The organism is Candidatus Accumulibacter contiguus (assembly GCF_036625285.1).
In the GTDB taxonomy this organism is placed as follows: domain Bacteria; phylum Pseudomonadota; class Gammaproteobacteria; order Burkholderiales; family Rhodocyclaceae; genus Accumulibacter; species Accumulibacter contiguus.
Genome location: NZ_JAZKUC010000001.1, coordinates 1 through 14245, shown reverse-complemented (window position 1 = coordinate 14245; position 14245 = coordinate 1). Strand labels below are relative to the sequence as shown.

The 14245-nt window shown below is 61.3% G+C and carries 14 protein-coding genes and 5 pseudogenes; 10 read left to right on the top strand and 9 right to left on the bottom strand.

The window, feature by feature from the left end; all coding sequences use genetic code 11:
* Positions 1–32 precede the first annotated feature (32 nt).
* Both V5B59_RS00095 and V5B59_RS00090 read left to right on the top strand, forming a co-directional pair.
* Positions 33–266: a hypothetical protein gene (locus V5B59_RS00095; protein ID WP_332352208.1), complete on the top strand. Its 234-nt coding sequence runs from the start codon at positions 33–35 to the stop codon at positions 264–266.
* A pseudogene (locus tag V5B59_RS00090) lies at positions 263–1714 on the top strand (DUF3375 domain-containing protein); the annotation flags it as partial. The gene V5B59_RS00095 and the pseudogene V5B59_RS00090, both read left to right, overlap by 4 nt.
* Before the next feature lie 772 nt (positions 1715–2486).
* Here V5B59_RS00090 and V5B59_RS00085 read toward each other — a convergent pair.
* The 3 genes and pseudogenes from V5B59_RS00085 to V5B59_RS00075 all read right to left on the bottom strand — a co-directional run.
* On the bottom strand, positions 2487–2756 hold the full coding sequence (locus tag V5B59_RS00085) for a Txe/YoeB family addiction module toxin (RefSeq protein WP_169071575.1): 270 nt from the start codon (positions 2754–2756) through the stop codon (positions 2487–2489).
* Positions 2749–3030 carry a type II toxin-antitoxin system Phd/YefM family antitoxin gene (locus V5B59_RS00080; RefSeq protein WP_288129322.1) on the bottom strand — a complete coding sequence of 94 codons (282 nt, stop codon included), beginning with the start codon at positions 3028–3030 and terminating at the stop codon, positions 2749–2751. The genes V5B59_RS00085 and V5B59_RS00080 overlap by 8 nt, the downstream gene beginning before the upstream one ends.
* 176 nt (positions 3031–3206) lie before the next feature.
* Positions 3207–4226, bottom strand: a pseudogene (locus V5B59_RS00075) (IS110 family transposase); the annotation flags it as partial.
* Between the two features lie 99 nt (positions 4227–4325).
* On the opposite strand from V5B59_RS00075, the gene V5B59_RS00070 reads away from it, so the two are divergent.
* The gene (locus V5B59_RS00070) at positions 4326–5324 is read left to right on the top strand and encodes an Rpn family recombination-promoting nuclease/putative transposase (RefSeq protein WP_332351242.1); all 999 of its coding nucleotides are present in this window, start codon (positions 4326–4328) and stop codon (positions 5322–5324) included.
* Between the two features lie 282 nt (positions 5325–5606).
* Here V5B59_RS00070 and V5B59_RS00065 read toward each other — a convergent pair whose 3' ends face one another.
* Together V5B59_RS00065 and V5B59_RS00060 are read right to left on the bottom strand one after the other, a co-directional pair.
* Positions 5607–5903 carry a BrnA antitoxin family protein gene (locus V5B59_RS00065; protein WP_332351240.1) on the bottom strand — a complete coding sequence of 99 codons (297 nt, stop codon included), beginning with the start codon at positions 5901–5903 and terminating at the stop codon, positions 5607–5609.
* On the bottom strand, positions 5884–6663 hold the full coding sequence (locus V5B59_RS00060; RefSeq protein WP_332351238.1) for an ISAzo13-like element transposase-related protein: 780 nt from the start codon (positions 6661–6663) through the stop codon (positions 5884–5886). The genes V5B59_RS00065 and V5B59_RS00060 overlap by 20 nt, the downstream gene beginning before the upstream one ends.
* 101 nt (positions 6664–6764) lie before the next feature.
* Between V5B59_RS00060 and V5B59_RS00055 the strand changes: the two are divergent.
* The 5 genes and pseudogenes from V5B59_RS00055 to V5B59_RS00035 form a co-directional block, all read left to right on the top strand.
* A pseudogene (locus V5B59_RS00055) lies at positions 6765–7708 on the top strand (Mu transposase domain-containing protein); the annotation flags it as partial.
* 312 nt (positions 7709–8020) lie between these two features.
* Positions 8021–8755: pseudogene (istB, locus tag V5B59_RS00050) on the top strand (IS21-like element helper ATPase IstB).
* Positions 8756–8966: 211 nt separating this feature from the next.
* On the top strand, positions 8967–9248 hold the full coding sequence (locus V5B59_RS00045; protein ID WP_332351236.1) for a hypothetical protein: 282 nt from the start codon (positions 8967–8969) through the stop codon (positions 9246–9248).
* Positions 9249–9453: 205 nt separating this feature from the next.
* Positions 9454–9675: a hypothetical protein gene (locus V5B59_RS00040; protein WP_248594609.1), complete on the top strand. Its 222-nt coding sequence runs from the start codon at positions 9454–9456 to the stop codon at positions 9673–9675.
* Positions 9672–10625, top strand: coding sequence for an ISAzo13 family transposase (locus V5B59_RS00035; protein WP_332352159.1), 954 nt, complete (start codon positions 9672–9674; stop codon positions 10623–10625). Before V5B59_RS00040 ends, V5B59_RS00035 begins: the two co-directional genes overlap by 4 nt.
* Positions 10626–10721: 96 nt before the next feature.
* On the opposite strand, the gene V5B59_RS00030 is transcribed toward V5B59_RS00035, so the two are convergent.
* The 3 genes from V5B59_RS00030 to V5B59_RS00020 are packed head-to-tail and all read right to left on the bottom strand — an operon-like array spanning position 10722 to position 11213.
* Positions 10722–10931, bottom strand: a complete 210-nt coding sequence (locus V5B59_RS00030; RefSeq protein ID WP_332351232.1) for an ISAzo13-like element transposase-related protein — start codon at positions 10929–10931, stop codon at positions 10722–10724.
* Positions 10849–11109 (bottom strand): ISAzo13-like element transposase-related protein, encoded by a 261-nt coding sequence (locus V5B59_RS00025; protein ID WP_332351230.1) that lies wholly within the window; start codon positions 11107–11109, stop codon positions 10849–10851. The genes V5B59_RS00030 and V5B59_RS00025 overlap by 83 nt, the downstream gene beginning before the upstream one ends.
* Complete coding sequence (locus V5B59_RS00020; protein WP_332352207.1) at positions 11025–11213, bottom strand: hypothetical protein; 189 nt, start codon at positions 11211–11213, stop codon at positions 11025–11027. Before V5B59_RS00020 ends, V5B59_RS00025 begins: the two co-directional genes overlap by 85 nt.
* Positions 11214–11414: 201 nt before the next feature.
* Here V5B59_RS00020 and V5B59_RS00015 point away from each other — a divergent pair, with 201 nt between their 5' ends.
* On the top strand, positions 11415–12950 hold the full coding sequence (locus V5B59_RS00015; protein WP_332351228.1) for a DUF6399 domain-containing protein: 1536 nt from the start codon (positions 11415–11417) through the stop codon (positions 12948–12950).
* Between the two features lie 10 nt (positions 12951–12960).
* Here V5B59_RS00015 and V5B59_RS00010 read toward each other — a convergent pair.
* Positions 12961–13574 (bottom strand): annotated as a pseudogene (locus V5B59_RS00010) (nucleotide sugar dehydrogenase); the annotation flags it as partial.
* Positions 13575–13698: 124 nt separating this feature from the next.
* On the opposite strand from V5B59_RS00010, the gene V5B59_RS00005 reads away from it, so the two are divergent.
* Positions 13699–14067: a DUF4351 domain-containing protein gene (locus tag V5B59_RS00005; RefSeq protein WP_332351226.1), complete on the top strand. Its 369-nt coding sequence runs from the start codon at positions 13699–13701 to the stop codon at positions 14065–14067.
* The last annotated feature ends 178 nt before the right edge of the window (positions 14068–14245 follow it).

Sequence of the window (14245 nt, the reverse complement as noted above, 5' to 3'; positions counted from 1 at the left end):
ACGCGTATGAACCCGCAGCCGGGGCCTGAGACTTGCCAACGCTCAACTGGATCGGTAAGGAGCCGTCGTCAGGCATCACCAAGGACGTACCCTTCCGTCTGCTCGAGTCGGTGCCGGAACTGGCCTGTGGAGCCAGCGACAGCGGCAACCTGATGCTGGTGCCGAGCTTGATCAGTGGACTATGGGCGGCGCTTTCCGAGGGCCGCTGTTGCTTCGTGATGGTCCAGGAAAAGTGCTGGGACGCGATTGACGCGCTGCTGTCATGACCCTCGACTACGCCACCCTCGACCTGCTGCGCCAGAGCCATCCGGCCTGGCGCTTGCTGCGCTCGGAGCACGCGCCGCTGCTGGCGAGCTTTCTGCAGCGCGTGTTCATCGCGCCGAATGTGCGGGTGATGGTCGCAGGCCGACCTGGCCGAAGCGCTCGAAGACGAGCTGTATGCGCTGCGCGAGCGCCTCGGCGGCGCGGCTTTCCCGAAATCAGCGCTCGATTACCTCAACGACTGGGCGGCGAACGACAAGGGCTGGCTGCGCAAGTATTACGCGCAGGGGTCGGACGAACCGCATTTCGACCTGATGCCGGCGACCGAGAAGGCGATCGCCTGGCTGGCGACGCTCGCCGAACGCAGCTTCGTCGGCACCGAGTCGCGCCTGCTGACCCTCTTCGAGCTCCTGAAGCAGATGAGCGAGGGCAGCGAGACCGACCCGCAGGCGCGCATCGCCGAATTGCAGCGCCGGCGCGACGAGATCGACATCCGAGATCGCGCGCGTCCTGTCGGGTGACCTGCCGATGCTCGACGACACCGGGCTGAAGGATCGCTTCCAGCAGTTCACGACGCTGGCGCGCGAACTGTTGACCGACTTTCGCGAGGTCGAGCACAATTTTCGTGGCCTCGACCGGCGCGTGCGCGAGCGCATCGCCTTGTGGGAAGGCGCCAAGGGGGCGCTGCTCGAAGAGATCATGGGCGAGCGCGATGCGATTGCCGACTCCGACCAGGGGCGCAGCTTTCGCGCCTTCTGGGATTTCCTGATGTCGAGCCGCCGTCAGGAAGAGCTGACGACCTGCTCGAGCGGGTGCTGGCGCTGCAACCGGTGCTCGAACTGCGGCCCGACGTGCGCACCCGCCGGGTGCATTACGACTGGCTGGAAGCCGGCGAGCACACGCAGCGTACGGTCGCCCAGCTCTCGCAGCAGTTGCGCCGCTTTCTCGACGACCAGGCCTGGCTCGAAAATCGCCGCATCATGGACATCCTGCACGGCATCGAGGCCAAGGCGCTGGCGCTGCGCGACACGCCGCCGACGGGATCGGTGATGAGCATCGCCGACACCGCCGCCGACATCGAACTGCCGATCGAGCGGCCGCTGTACACGCCGGCGATCAAGCCGTCGATCGCCGACCTGGCGCTCGCAGGCGGGCGATGGCGATGTCGATGCCGCGGTGCTGTTCTCGCAGGTGGTGGTCGATCGCGCGCAGCTCGCACGCCACATCCGCCATGCCCTGCAGGATCGCTCGCAGGTGACGCTGCGCGAACTGTGCGAGAACGAGGCCGCTCGAGCATGGCCTGGCCGAACTCGTCGCCTACCTGCAGCTCGCCGACGATACCTTCAAGGCAGTGATCGACGAAACGGCGACCGAGGTCATCACCTGGCAAGGCATCGGCGCGGACGGTGAGCAACATTTGAAGCAGGCGCGGCTGTCGCGGGTGATTTTCGTCAATGGAGTGAGAACCCGGCGAGATGAGCCAGGCCTGACGCAACTCCGCGACCAGGAATCCCGGATTGGCGCATCAGTGGGGGAACAACTGGCTCTGACCGAGCCCGAACGCGGGCGGCTGTCGCGGATCGCGCACTGGGTACAGGCCGCAGCCTTGTTCGCGGTGGTAGCGGCGGCGGCTCTGGCTGGCACCTTGATGCTGCGGCGTGGAGGACGAAGGGATTCTCTGCGGCGTGGAGTTTCTCGAACCGGACAAAAGTGACAGTCGATTCACGCCGAAGTTCGTGATCGGAAAGGAGCTGGGCCGATGGCTGCCGCCGGGCGAGTCGGTCCCGGCGGCGCGAACCTGTACAGCGAGCCGAATGTCGTTGCCGCTGACAACACGAGCACCGACCCTTGTCTGAACAATCGAGTATCTCTTTCTCTCGTCGCCGGAGTGTCGAATCCAGCCCTGAACCTTGTCGAAGGCCCTCCTCCCCCTCGCGGGGGCGAAGGCGGGGTTTCGCGAAGCACTGCTCCGCGCCGCCGCAGCCGGCCCGCGATGCAGCGAGGGCCGTGGGAGGGGAAACGGTCATGACTTTCATCATCGGGGGTGTTTTGCAAAGTCATGACCGTTTACCCATCCTTGCAAAAATGCGGGCTTTTTCGCCCAAGCAACCGTTCGGGTTTACCTTGACCGAAGTTGCGAGGGCTCGTGGGGAATTAACTATACTGTCCCCTTTTTTCGCTTTTTTCCTAGGCTAGGCTAACGGCGCCTCCGAGTCACGTGAATTTCAATAGTGATACCGCCCCTGCAAGAACTCCACGCGATCGGCTTTCACCAGGTAGACACAGCGATGCTCTTGGGTGATGCGCCGCGACCATACGTCACCCCCCAGGTACTTCAAAGGTTCTGGTTTGCCGATCCCGTCAAACGGATCCCCCAACACCGCCTCTACCAGTTCAAGCAGACGCCTGGCTGTACGGCGATCAGTCTCCACCCAATAGCGCAGATCTTCGATAAACTCCGGCTGGAAAACCGCAAGCCGGGCGACCTTAGCCATCAAGCCCCAGTTCCTGCTTCAGGGTATGCACAGGCGTCGGCTGCACTTCGCCCCCCCGAGCGCGTGCCAGGGCAGAGAGCATGCGCTCTGCATTCTTGGGAGAACGCAGAAGGTGTGCGGTTTCTGTAAGACTCTCCAGTTCGTCCGCAGCAATCATGGCCACTGCCCCGCCGGAACGGCGACGCACCACCACAATCTCGCGATCATCCACGGCCCGATCCATCAGCGCTTTCAACTGATCACGGGCCTGGCTGTAGGTTGTCTCGATGGTCATGTCCAACTCCAGATAAATTGTACAGAATTATTGTACATGAAGCCCGTTGCATCCTGCACCTTTTTAATGTGAAAGAAGCCACCCGGAAGGCGAACGAAGGCCTGACCCCCCTGGGTCATGCAAATGGGTTGGCGTGAATCAAGCGGCTGCGGGGATGAAGCCGAAGCGAGTCAGAGCTTGGACTGGAACGCCGACTTGGTGCGTCTGGCGGCGTGAGCGAACTCACACAGGAGTCGGCGGACGTAGGGATTGCCCTTGCGGATATGCCCCGACTTGCGCTTCCCCGCCGACTCATAGTTTCCTGGACAGATGCCAACCCAGGAAGCCAGGCGGTCGGGGGTACCGAAAACGCTCCTGTCGCTGCCGATTTCGACCAGCAGCATGGCCGCACCGATGACGTCGACACCGGGTAAGGTTTGCAGCAGTGCCAGGGCATTTTTCTCGCTCGCCAACTCACTGAGCAGGCGGGCGTCGAAACGGGCGATGCTCGCTTCCAGTTCTTCGATATGCCGCAACAGTTCGTCGAGAACGAACCCATGGCTCGCGGTCCATTCACCCTGGAGGGCATCGTACCATTCCTCGCGGCTGGCTTTGAGACGTCGGCTGGCGAGATGGAGCACCTCATGCGGAGGCTGGCCGTCGAGAATCGCCTTGATCATGGCGCGTGCCGACTGGCCATGGAGATCACTGACGACCACGCCCAAGCGAATGCCTGCATCGGAAAGCACTTTGTGCAGGCGGTTCTTCTCGGAGGTGAGCAGGCTGACCAGCTTCTGTCGCTGCCGGGAGATCACCCGGAGTTCACGCAGTTTGGCCGGCGGCACGAATGACCCACGCAGCAGACCGGCACGCGCCAGGGTCGCGAGCCACTGGGCGTCGCCGACATCGGTCTTGCGCCCAGGCACCTGCTTGACGTGACGGGCATTGACCACCTTCGCCCGGATGCCCACCACCTCCAGCGCCGCATAGGGGCTCTTCCAGTAGATGCCCGTGCTTTCCAGGACCACTTCGTCGGGATTCAGCGCCGCCGCCCAGGCCGCCAACGCCCGCCGGTCCTTTTTGAAGGCCCCCAATCCCAATTGATGCTGCTCGATGCGTGTCTCGCCATCCGCTTCCTCAAGGATCGCGCATGCCGTGATCTGGGCCTGATGAACGTCGAGTCCGATGACTCGTTTGTGGATGGGAACCAGTTCCATACCGTCTCCTTTCACAATACACTCGAAGGCGGGAAGCGGTGGGTGCCAGAACCGAGACAGTGGTAGGATGAAGCTTCAGCGAGTTGGCGGAGATCGCACATGACAGCGTTGAATAGCCCGCACGACCGCTTTTTCAAGGCGGTGTTCGGGCGGACCGAGGTGGCGGCGGAGTTCCTGGAACGTTATCTGCCGGCGGCAGCCGGACAGGCCCTGGACTGGAAGACCTTGCGCACGGCCAAGGATTCGTTTCTCGATCCGGAACTTGCGCTGCATCCCGCGGACTTGCTGTACACCGTCGATCTCTGCGGCGGCGGAACCGGCTATGTGCACGTGCTGTTCGAACACAAGAGCTACGTCGAGTCGCGAATCGGCCTGGACCTCCTGCGTTACCGGGTACGGATCTGGGAACAATGGAGGAACGCCGGGAATTCCGGCCGCTTGCCGGTGATCGTGCCGGTCGTGGTCTATCACGGCACGGCGACCTGGCGCGTCAGCCGGCAATTCGCCGATGAGGTGGAAGATGCTCCGGCCCTGCGCGCCTATGTGCCGGCGTGTGTCTATCACCTGATCGACTTGAGCGGATACCGGGACGACGAGCTGCAGGGCGCGGTCATGCTGCATACGGCGCTGCTGACCCTGAAGTACATTTTCCGGAACGAATTGCGCGAACGGCTGCCGGAAATTCTGGGACTGCTGCGGGACCTCGCGCAGAGCTCGATGGGGTTGGACTATGTCCATACGCTTTTACGGTACCTGGCGCAGGCGGCGAGCATCGACCGCTTGAGCGGTGACCAGTTGCGCCAGGTCGTGACAGAAACTTTGAGTGGTGGAGGTGAACTGATGCTGACGATTGCCGAGCAATGGGAACAACAGGCGATGGAGAGATGGATCGAAAAAGGGATCGAAAGGGGAATTGAAAAGGGAATCGAGCAAGGCGAAGCACGGCTGCTGAAGCAGTTGTTGACCTGGCGCTTCGGGGCCTTGCCGGCCTGGGTCGAGAGCCAGCTCGCAGGCGCTGAACCGGAGCGCCTGGAGGCGTGGGCGAAGCGCGTGCTCGACGCACAGACCCTGGACGCCGTGTTCGTCGAACGATCCTGAACACCCCCTGCTGCGACGGGCCGACCGCGTTCCTGTCCGCGGCGGCCCGGATCGATCACGCCAACGGGGCTATGGGGTAAACGGTGACCCTTGCGAATTCGGTGACCGTACCCTCCATTGCAAGCTCGGACAGCTCAGCTGCTACCGCCGCCCTCTACCCCTCTAGCGCCACCTCCGCAACAACAACCCGCGGGGTAATCGATCACCCCCCCTGGCACGACGGGCTGGGGTGGCTTGAAGCAGCCTCTGGGCAGCGCTTGGCTGGCACGCCCCATATTCCGACTATACGCTCCCCGTTTCCCGCTGTTTGGTCTGCCCGCCCGCCAGCTCTTCACGCACCACCTGCCGAAGCGCGTCGATCATCGAGCGTTGCTGGATGAACATGACCAGAGCATCATTGATCAGCGTCTGGTAGTTACCACCGCCTGCCCGGTCAACTTGATCGCGGAAATAATCGATGACTGCATTGTCAAGCCGAATAGAAATCTTGGTCTTACCAGGCTCCATAGGAATCACCGCACCGCGGGTTGCCTGGGTAAAGTCGATCTCCCTCACGGGATCAGCAGCGATTTTCTTCATAGACCTTCCTCTGCGGCTTCGAAGCCTTCCATGACGAGATGATTCGGTAAACATCTGGCTGGCGGTGCGTGTACACCACTCCCAACAACGCACCAGTGGCACTCATGCCCAGGGCGACAAACCGTTGCTCCCCGATGGCATCGGGGTCCTCCCGAGACAAAGCGTATTCATCCAAGAGCACCGTTGCCGCCTCGCTAAACGCACACCATGGGCCTTCAGATTGGCGGCTGCCTTGTTGGGCCTCTTTGGATAAGGAAATGCCCTTCTGGTAGACCTTGCGGCTGAGTTCCACCACGGGATGGACGCCTTTCCAGGTCATGCTCTTGGCCCATCCCAGCAGGGCGTCCACGTCCGTTCGTTTTGCGCCGTTCCAGTGTTTTTCCAGGATCCCCCAGCACCGCTCCACCGGGTTGTACTTGCTATGGTACGGCGGGTAGTAGAGCAGTTGGATGGGCTTTCCGATGTGGTCGGCAAACTCCACTATGCGTTTGAGGAACGGGGTGCGCCGGCCATTGCTTTCCGGTCCGTTGTCCGCCTTGATCTGGAGCTGGGTGAAATTTTGGCGTTCGTCCGGGGGCAGGCGCTCCCACCAGTCGTACCGGGAGTCCGCGATGAAGTCGCTGGTCTTCGCGGAACTGCCAAAGGCCAGGTCCAGTGGCCCGCCATCCTCGTCGACCAAACCGAATGGCGTGTACTTTTCCTCACAACCCATATCGTGGTCGGCAGCCTGATGGTCCCCCCGGGTCTTTGCGTATTCCACGGCAAACTGGACACCAATTCCACAGCAAACTGGACAGTCATTTGTACTAGCGTAGCGCGCGGGATAACCGTGGCATCCTCGGTAAATTTGCCGAGGCCCACATGGCGAATACCAGGTTATCCATGCGCAAGATTGTTGACGTGTTACGGCTGTCCCACGAGGGTAGCCTCAGCCATCGCGAGATCGCTCGAGTGGTCAAAAGCTCGCCGACGACAGTCGGCGAAATTCTCCGCCGAGCGAAGCTCGTTGGCGTGGCGTGGCCGCTGCCAGCCGAAACGAGTGAGGCGTGGCTGGAGGCGCAGCTCTACCCGCCGGCGGTGGCGTCGAGCCAGAGTCGCCCCGAACCCGACTGGCCGGGTGTGCACCGCGAGCTGCGGCGCAAGGGCGTCACGCTCGACCTGCTGAGGCAGGAATACAAAGCCGAGCATCCGTCGGGCTACCACTACAGCGGCTTCTGCGCCCACTATCGGCGGTGGGTCGTCCGACTCTCGGTCAGCCTGCGCCAGACGCACACCCCGGGCGAGAAACTGTTCATCGACTACGCCGGCCCGACGGTGCCGATTACCGACACGATGACCGGCGAAATTCGCCAGGCGGCGATCTTCCTCGCCGTCCTGGGCGCCTCGAACTATACCTACTGCGAAGCCACCTGGAGCCAGAGCCTGTCGGACTGGATTGGCAGCCATGTGCGCACCTTCGAGCCCCTCCATGGTTGTACGGCTCTCCTGGTCCCGGACAACCTCAAGAGCGGGGTCACCACCCCCCTGCTTCTACGAGCCCGAACTCAACCCGACGTAAAGTGGTGCGGGTCGGCATCGACGATCACGTCGAGGTCGTTGGCCACTACTACTCGGTGCCCTACCGCTTTGCCCGGGAGAAGGTCGATAGTCGGCTGACGGCGACGACCGTCGAGTGGTTCCAGCGCGGCGTGCGCATCGCGAGCCATGCCCGGAACGACGCCCGCGGTCGGCACACCACCGTCGATGCGCACATGACCCCGGGCCACCAGGCGGTCCTCGGCTGGAATGCGCCACGCCTGCTCGACTGGGCGACGCGGATCGGGCCGCATACCGCTGCCGTCGTGCAGAGCGTTCTGCATCAGCGCCGACCTCCGCAGCAGGGTTACCGGGCGTGCCTGGGCATCCTGCGCTTCGGCAAGGCCTACGGGGACGACCGCCTGGAAGCGGCCTGCGAGCGGGCCGTCGCCATCGGCGCCACCTCCTACAGCAGCCTGAAATCGATCCTGAAGAACGGTCTGGACCAGAAGCGCGTCGTCAGCGCCCCGGCCCAGACCTGTTTGCCCGTCGAACACGCCAATCTGCGTGGCCCCGATTACTACCACTGAAAGAGACTCGCCATGCTCAACCATCCCACCGTCGAGAAACTCCACCAATTGCGTCTCTCCGGCATGGCCCGTGCCTTGGCCAGTCAGGCGCAAACCCCGGACATCGGCCAATTGTCGTTCGACGAGCGCCTCGGGTTGCTCGTCGACAGCGAGGCCGCCGACCGCGAGTCGCGGCAGAACGCCGCCCGTCTGAAACGGGCCCGGCTCAAACAGGCGGCCACACCGGAGAATGTCGACTATCGGCATCCGCGCGGCCTCGATCGGGCGCTGTTCGCTCGCTTGATGACCGGCCGCTGGGTAGGCGAGCACCAGAACGTCCTGCTCTGTGGCCCGACGGGCATCGGCAAGACCTTTCTCGCCTGCGCACTCGCCAATCAGGCGTGCCGGCAGGGTCATTCGGTACTCTAGGTGCGCTTGACTCGACTCCTGCCGACCCTGGCTATCGGCCACGGCGATGGCAGTTACCTCAAGACGTTGGCGCAGCTTGCCAAGACCGAGGTGCTGGTCATCGACGAGTGGGCGCTGGCGCCGCTGACCGACGAGAGCCGCCGCGACCTCCTGGAGATCTTCGATGATCGCCATGGGACTCGCTCGACAATCATCACCGGTCAATTGCCGGTCAAACACTGGCATGCCGCAATCGGTGACCCGACGCTCGCCGATGCGATCCTCGACCGCCTGGTGCATCAGGCGCCTGTCCTGGATCTCGATGGCGAATCGCTGCGCAAGAACGGCAAACCCGAATGAACCGCCGCGCCAGACTGACGAGTGATCCACCGCCGCCCGCCAGCCGTCCAGCTATAGAAGGAGCGCCGTCTGGCGGGCGCCCGTGGATAACTCTGCGCTTTGCCCCTCCCGGGCGCCAGGCATTCCACCGCCCGCGCCTCGGTTTCAGGGATTTCCTGCGTGCCAGCGCGCAAACCGTGCGTTACTGCGTAACGCTCATCAGGAGGTAAGAATGGCCAAGACCAACGCGCAACGACAGTTGGAATACCGGGAACGTCATCTGAAAGATGAAAACGGACACGGCGATCGGCTGAATATCGTTCTTCATTTCCACACCAAACGCGCACTCGAACGTCTGGCATTCTGTTACGGCGTAACACAACAGGAGTTCCTGGAGAGGCTTCTTCGTCAGGCCGATAGCGACGCCGCAACGCAGGCGTCGAGGCTTCCCAATGGCAGCGCCGACTACTACGAGAAACAGCGTCGATTGGGTCCGGAAATCGTTACGCCGTAACGAAATTCGCCCCGACTGACACGCACTAAAAAGACCAAAGACATTTATTCGGGTGAGCTAAAAACTTGACCAGAGTAAGGAACGCCTACGAAATAACTTCCCGTTTTGACTGTGCGCTCGGGCATGCCACTTGCTTGCTTGGTTGTTCTGAAAACAGCAAAGGGAATGCAGCGTGGGCTATTACCGGGAAGACGTAGAGCGGCGAATGAAGGAATTCTATCGGCGACTATCGGAAAAGGATCGTCGCCGGTACGCGGCGGTGGAGTCTGACAAGTTGGGGCATGGGGGCCAGCAGTACATCGCGCAGTTGTTTGAGATCGATAGCAAGACGATCCGACAAGGACTGGCCGACCTGGACATAGCGGAAGAGGCGACGGGGGATAAGCTCCGAAAAAAGGCGGTGGGCGGAAGCGTAAGCTCGACCTGACGCCCGAATTATCGACGACGTTTCTGGACGTCGTTCGAGAGCATACGGCGGGCTGTCCGCAGCACGCCATTCGTTGGACCCATCTGCGCCAGCCGGAGATTGCCCGGCGCATTAGCGCGACGGGAACCCCGGTCAGTTGCCGGATTGTTCGCCAGTTGCTGAAGCAGCATGGCTTTGTTCGCCGTCAGGCGCAGAAGAAGACGTCGTTCAAGCAGCACCCTGAGCGCAACCCGCAGTTTGAAAACATCACAGCGCTCAAGGCCGCGTACCTGGCGGCTGGTCAGCCCGTACTCTCCATGGACACCAAGAAGAAAGAGATGCTCGGCAATTTTTACCGGAACGGCACGCTTTACACCCGAGAGACCCTGGCCGTGCTGGATCATGACTTTCCCAGCTATAGCGAAGGCAAAGTCGTACCGCATGGCTTGTACGACATCGGTTTGAACAAAGCCCATGTCAATCTGGGCACGAGTCATGACACCACGCAGTTCGCGTGTGACAGCGTGGAACGTTGGTGGTCTTTGCACGGACGTCACGATCATCCCAATGCCGATAAGATATTGATTCTGTGCGATGGCGGTGGCAGCAACCCCTCACGCTCGCCGTTGTTTCAGCAGGACTTGCAAGCGCTTGCCAATCGGCTCAAGCTGGAAATTCGGATCGCCCACTTCCCGCCGTATTGCTCCAAGCACAATCCGATTGAGCACCGCGTCTTCCCCCATGTCACGCGCGCTTGCGAAGGCGTCGTATTTGAAAGCGTGCCTCTGGTCAAACAACTGATCGAGCGTACCCAGACTCGAACTGGACTTCAGGTCACCGTCGATATTATCGATCGCGTCTACGAAACCGGACGGAAAGCGGCGCTTGATCTCAAGGCATCCCTGCGCATCGTCGCCGATGCACTACTGCCCCCATGGAATTACACCATCCTGCCAAATTCAACAGCATAAAACCGGGAAGTTATTTCGTGGGCGTTCCTAAGCGTCTTGGAGTACCACCCATCAACCCCGCGTCGCTACGCTCCGACTGTCCAGTTTGCCGTGGAATCAGTGTCCAGTTTGCGTGGAATACACAGTCTTCCCACCACGAGAATAGTCGCCGATGTTCACGGTCGCCTTGCCGTCCATGCTCAGTCGTTTGGTTTGACCTCCCTCCTGGTTTTGTCTGTCTTTTTCATGAAGATTGGTGAAGATGGCATCGGTTTCTGGAATTTTTTTGGGGCTTGGCTTTGAGCACCGGTCGCAGCCGGTAGCCATTGCGGTTGAGGACGTCCGCCATCGTGCTGGGGGACGGCAGGACTTCTGGGTCGAAACCAAGCCCTTGCAACTGCTTCAGCGCTTCGGCCGCCGTCAGTCGATTGTATGACGACGTGCTGCGGAAGATCGGGTCCTGCTGGGAGTGCGTTTTCGCCAAGGACCAGAGAGCTTCCGCCACTCGGTGACGATCAGCAGCGCATCGGCATCGCGCAGCGCGTCCGCCTGCTGGCTGGCGAAGCTCAGCCCCGGCAGGTCACCAAACACCCGCAGCGCTTCGTCCATCGGGCTTCCCACTTAAAGCGGGACAGTCATGCTACCGATAGAGTCTGAGGATGAAGGGAGCTGAGGAGATGGGAACTGGTTGCCGCATCTCCTGTATCATCAGTTTTATGACAAAAAAACTCTACGACTCAAGCCATACGGACAACCAGCCGCGTCATTTTTGCCGCACTTACAGACCAGGGAAAACGAAGCCTGCGTGCAGTGGGGGAATTAATTCATCGCCCGAAAAGCAGTGTTCATCGCCACCTGCAAGCGCAAGCCCGTAGGAACCGACATCCTGAATCGGGGTTTTGGGAAACCGAAGAGGGGGAGGCATGGCTGAGATTGCTGGTATTTGCTGTGCTGTACACGTTCGGGCTGCAACATCATGTGGGGGCGGGTGCCTTGTCGGATTTCTTCCAATTGATCCGCCTTCATACCCATGTGGGGGTGTCTCCCAGCGCCTTGCAGACCCAACTCAGCCGGATGGAAGCGCTGTTGCCCCTGTTTCAGCAACAGTGTGAAGCCTCGGTACCGACGCGGACACGCCAAGCGGTGGTGGCCGCGGATGAGACGTTCTTTGGGGAGATTCTGATCTTGGTGCTGATGGATTTGTCCTCGGGCTACCTATTGCTGGAGTCGATTCAGAAGGACCGGGGTTTCGATACCTGGTTTGCCCAGGTGACCCCGCGCCTGGAAGCACTGGGTATCGAAGTCAACCACGCCATCAGTGACCGGGCGAAGGCCCTGATCAAATTAGCGGTCACAGGCTTTGAGTGTACCTCGGGCGCGGATACGTTCCACGAGCAATATGGCCTCAGTCGCTGGTTGTCACCGGCCTTGGGACGTCGAAAAGCCAAGGCGGATCAGTGCTGCGAACTGGCCCAGAAGGCCCTTGATCAGCCGTCGCGCGGAGCCAGTACCGAGGAAAAGGCGGCTTTGGCGGCACAACAGGCCTGTGCCTGGGAAGCCCGCGCGCAAGTGGAACAGGCGCAGCAAGAGTACCAGAAGCAGTTGCTGGGAATCGCCGAGGAAATCCATCCCTTCTCCCTGGAGGAGAATACTCGCACGACGGCGGAGAGCGTAGTGGCAGGACTGGAAACGCGAGCACAGGCCCTGGAAACTCTGGCGGCGCAACAAGGGATCCAGGATACCCGTTCCGCCCTGAAGAAGTTCCGTGCCCAGATCGGCGCCTTATCGAGTCACGTCAGCTTTTGGTGGCTTTGGGTAGAAGAAATCCTGCTGGGCTGGTCTCTGGATGAAGCGACTCGGCAATGGCTGACGAGCAAGCTGTTGCCCGTACTCTATTGGCACTACCAAATGCGGAAAACGCAAAACAGGGTTCACCGGAAACGGTATCAGGAGGCTTGGCAGCGAGCATTAGAGGCCTGGAAAGCAGACCCGTTCCATTCGGGATTCTCCGAGAGTGAGTTGCAGCGCTGGCTAGAATGGGGGGAATGGATGGTGCGACAGTTCCATCGCAGCTCCTCCGCCGTCGAAGGGCGCAATGGCCGCTTGTCCCAGTTGTATCATAACGGGCGAGGTCTGACGAAATGCCGCCTGGCTGCGCTAACGGTTATCCACAACTATGGGGTGAGACGTAGTGACGGCACTATCGCAGCCGAACGTCTGTTTAGCACCTCTTTCCCTGATCTTTTCGATTGGCTGCTCAACCAGATGGGGGAACTTCCCTTACCGAGGAAGTCCCGCCACCGGGTTGTGCATAACCCATTGAAGTTAGAGATTGTCCCGGCTTAAGTGGGAAGCCGTCCATCGCCACCGGGTCGTATGCCCGGATCGCCGCGCCGCGGCGCAGCAGTTCGTGCACGATCACCCGACCCGGCGCTTCGCGCAGGTCGTCGGTGTCCGGCTTGAAGGCCGGGCCCCACAGGGCAAAGCTGCGTCCCTGCAGATCCTCGCCAAAACGGGCGACGACCTTGTCGACCAGCACCCGCTTCTGGCTATCGTTCGCCGCTTCGACCGCAGTCAGCACGCGCAGATCAATGCCCCTGTCGTGGCCTCGTGGCCGGTGCGGACCAGCGCCTTGACATCCTTGGGAAAGCACGATCCGCCGTAGCCGGTACCGGCGTAGAGAAAGTGCGTGCCGATGCGCGGATCGCTGCCGATGTCGTGGCGCACCCGTTCGATGTCGGCGCCGACGCGTTCGGCCAGCCGCGCCAGTTCGTTCATGAAGCGGATGCGCGTCGCCAGCATGGCGTTCGCCGCGTACTTGGTGAGTTCGGCGCTGCGCGTATCCATCCGCAGCAGCTTGTCGCGGTTGCGCGAAAACGGCGCGTAGATCGCCCGCATCAGCACCCTGGCGCGTTCGTCGTCGACCCCGATGAGGATGCGGTCGAGGCGCATGAAGTCCTCGACCGCGGCAAGCGCACGCCGGTGGTCGGCAGGACAACGATGGCAGTAGGTGTGAGCCATCAGCTCGTTGGCCTTCCTGGTCGCGGCGTACAGGCTGACCGGGTGATCGACGTTGTCGCGCGCGGCGAAGCGCATGCGGGCGTTGATCCAGTTGCTGTACCGGCGCGGTTGGGAAAAACAGCACATCATCAACCTGTTTGTCGTACTCGACTGGATGATGCGCCTCCCCGAGCATTTCACGCAGCAGTTGTGGCAGACTATTGACCTAATCGAGGAGCAGGAACAAATGCGCTACGTGACGTCGATCGAACGATTCGCGAACAAAAAGGGGCTGCAACAAGGCGAAGCTGCAGCCCTTCAGCGTCTGCTGGCCAAGCGCTTTGGCACCATCCCGGCAGAGGTATCCTCGCGAATTTCGACAGCGTCGTTAGAGGAACTTGAACGCCGGTTGGCCATCGAGGCGACACGCTTCGACGACGTTTTCGGGACGGGTACGCATTGAAGCAGCCCCTGACTCCGATGAGAAAATCCCGAATGGCGCTGCCGTCTGCCTTGCCGGCTTCGGCGTCAGCCCGTCGAACCACCACACCGCGTTCGACAGCGTAATACTCGATCCTCAGGCCGCGCAGCAGCGTCCACTCAAACAGGTCGCGGCAGACAAAAATCAGCGGCTGCTTGAG

Excerpts from the sequence above, each read along its gene's own strand:
- V5B59_RS00045 (WP_332351236.1), top strand. The coding sequence starts at position 8,967 with ATGGCCAAGACCAACGCGCAACGACAGTTGGAATACCGGGAACGTCAT.
- V5B59_RS00030 (WP_332351232.1), bottom strand. The coding sequence starts at position 10,931 with ATGGCTACCGGCTGCGACCGGTGCTCAAAGCCAAGCCCCAAAAAAATT.
- V5B59_RS00065 (WP_332351240.1), bottom strand. The coding sequence starts at position 5,903 with ATGAAGAAAATCGCTGCTGATCCCGTGAGGGAGATCGACTTTACCCAG.
- V5B59_RS00085 (WP_169071575.1), bottom strand. The coding sequence starts at position 2,756 with ATGGCTAAGGTCGCCCGGCTTGCGGTTTTCCAGCCGGAGTTTATCGAA.
- V5B59_RS00020 (WP_332352207.1), bottom strand. The coding sequence starts at position 11,213 with ATGGACGAAGCGCTGCGGGTGTTTGGTGACCTGCCGGGGCTGAGCTTC.
- V5B59_RS00070 (WP_332351242.1), top strand. The coding sequence starts at position 4,326 with ATGACAGCGTTGAATAGCCCGCACGACCGCTTTTTCAAGGCGGTGTTC.
- V5B59_RS00005 (WP_332351226.1), top strand. The coding sequence starts at position 13,699 with ATGCGGGCGTTGATCCAGTTGCTGTACCGGCGCGGTTGGGAAAAACAG.
- V5B59_RS00080 (WP_288129322.1), bottom strand. The coding sequence starts at position 3,030 with ATGACCATCGAGACAACCTACAGCCAGGCCCGTGATCAGTTGAAAGCG.
- V5B59_RS00040 (WP_248594609.1), top strand. The coding sequence starts at position 9,454 with ATGAAGGAATTCTATCGGCGACTATCGGAAAAGGATCGTCGCCGGTAC.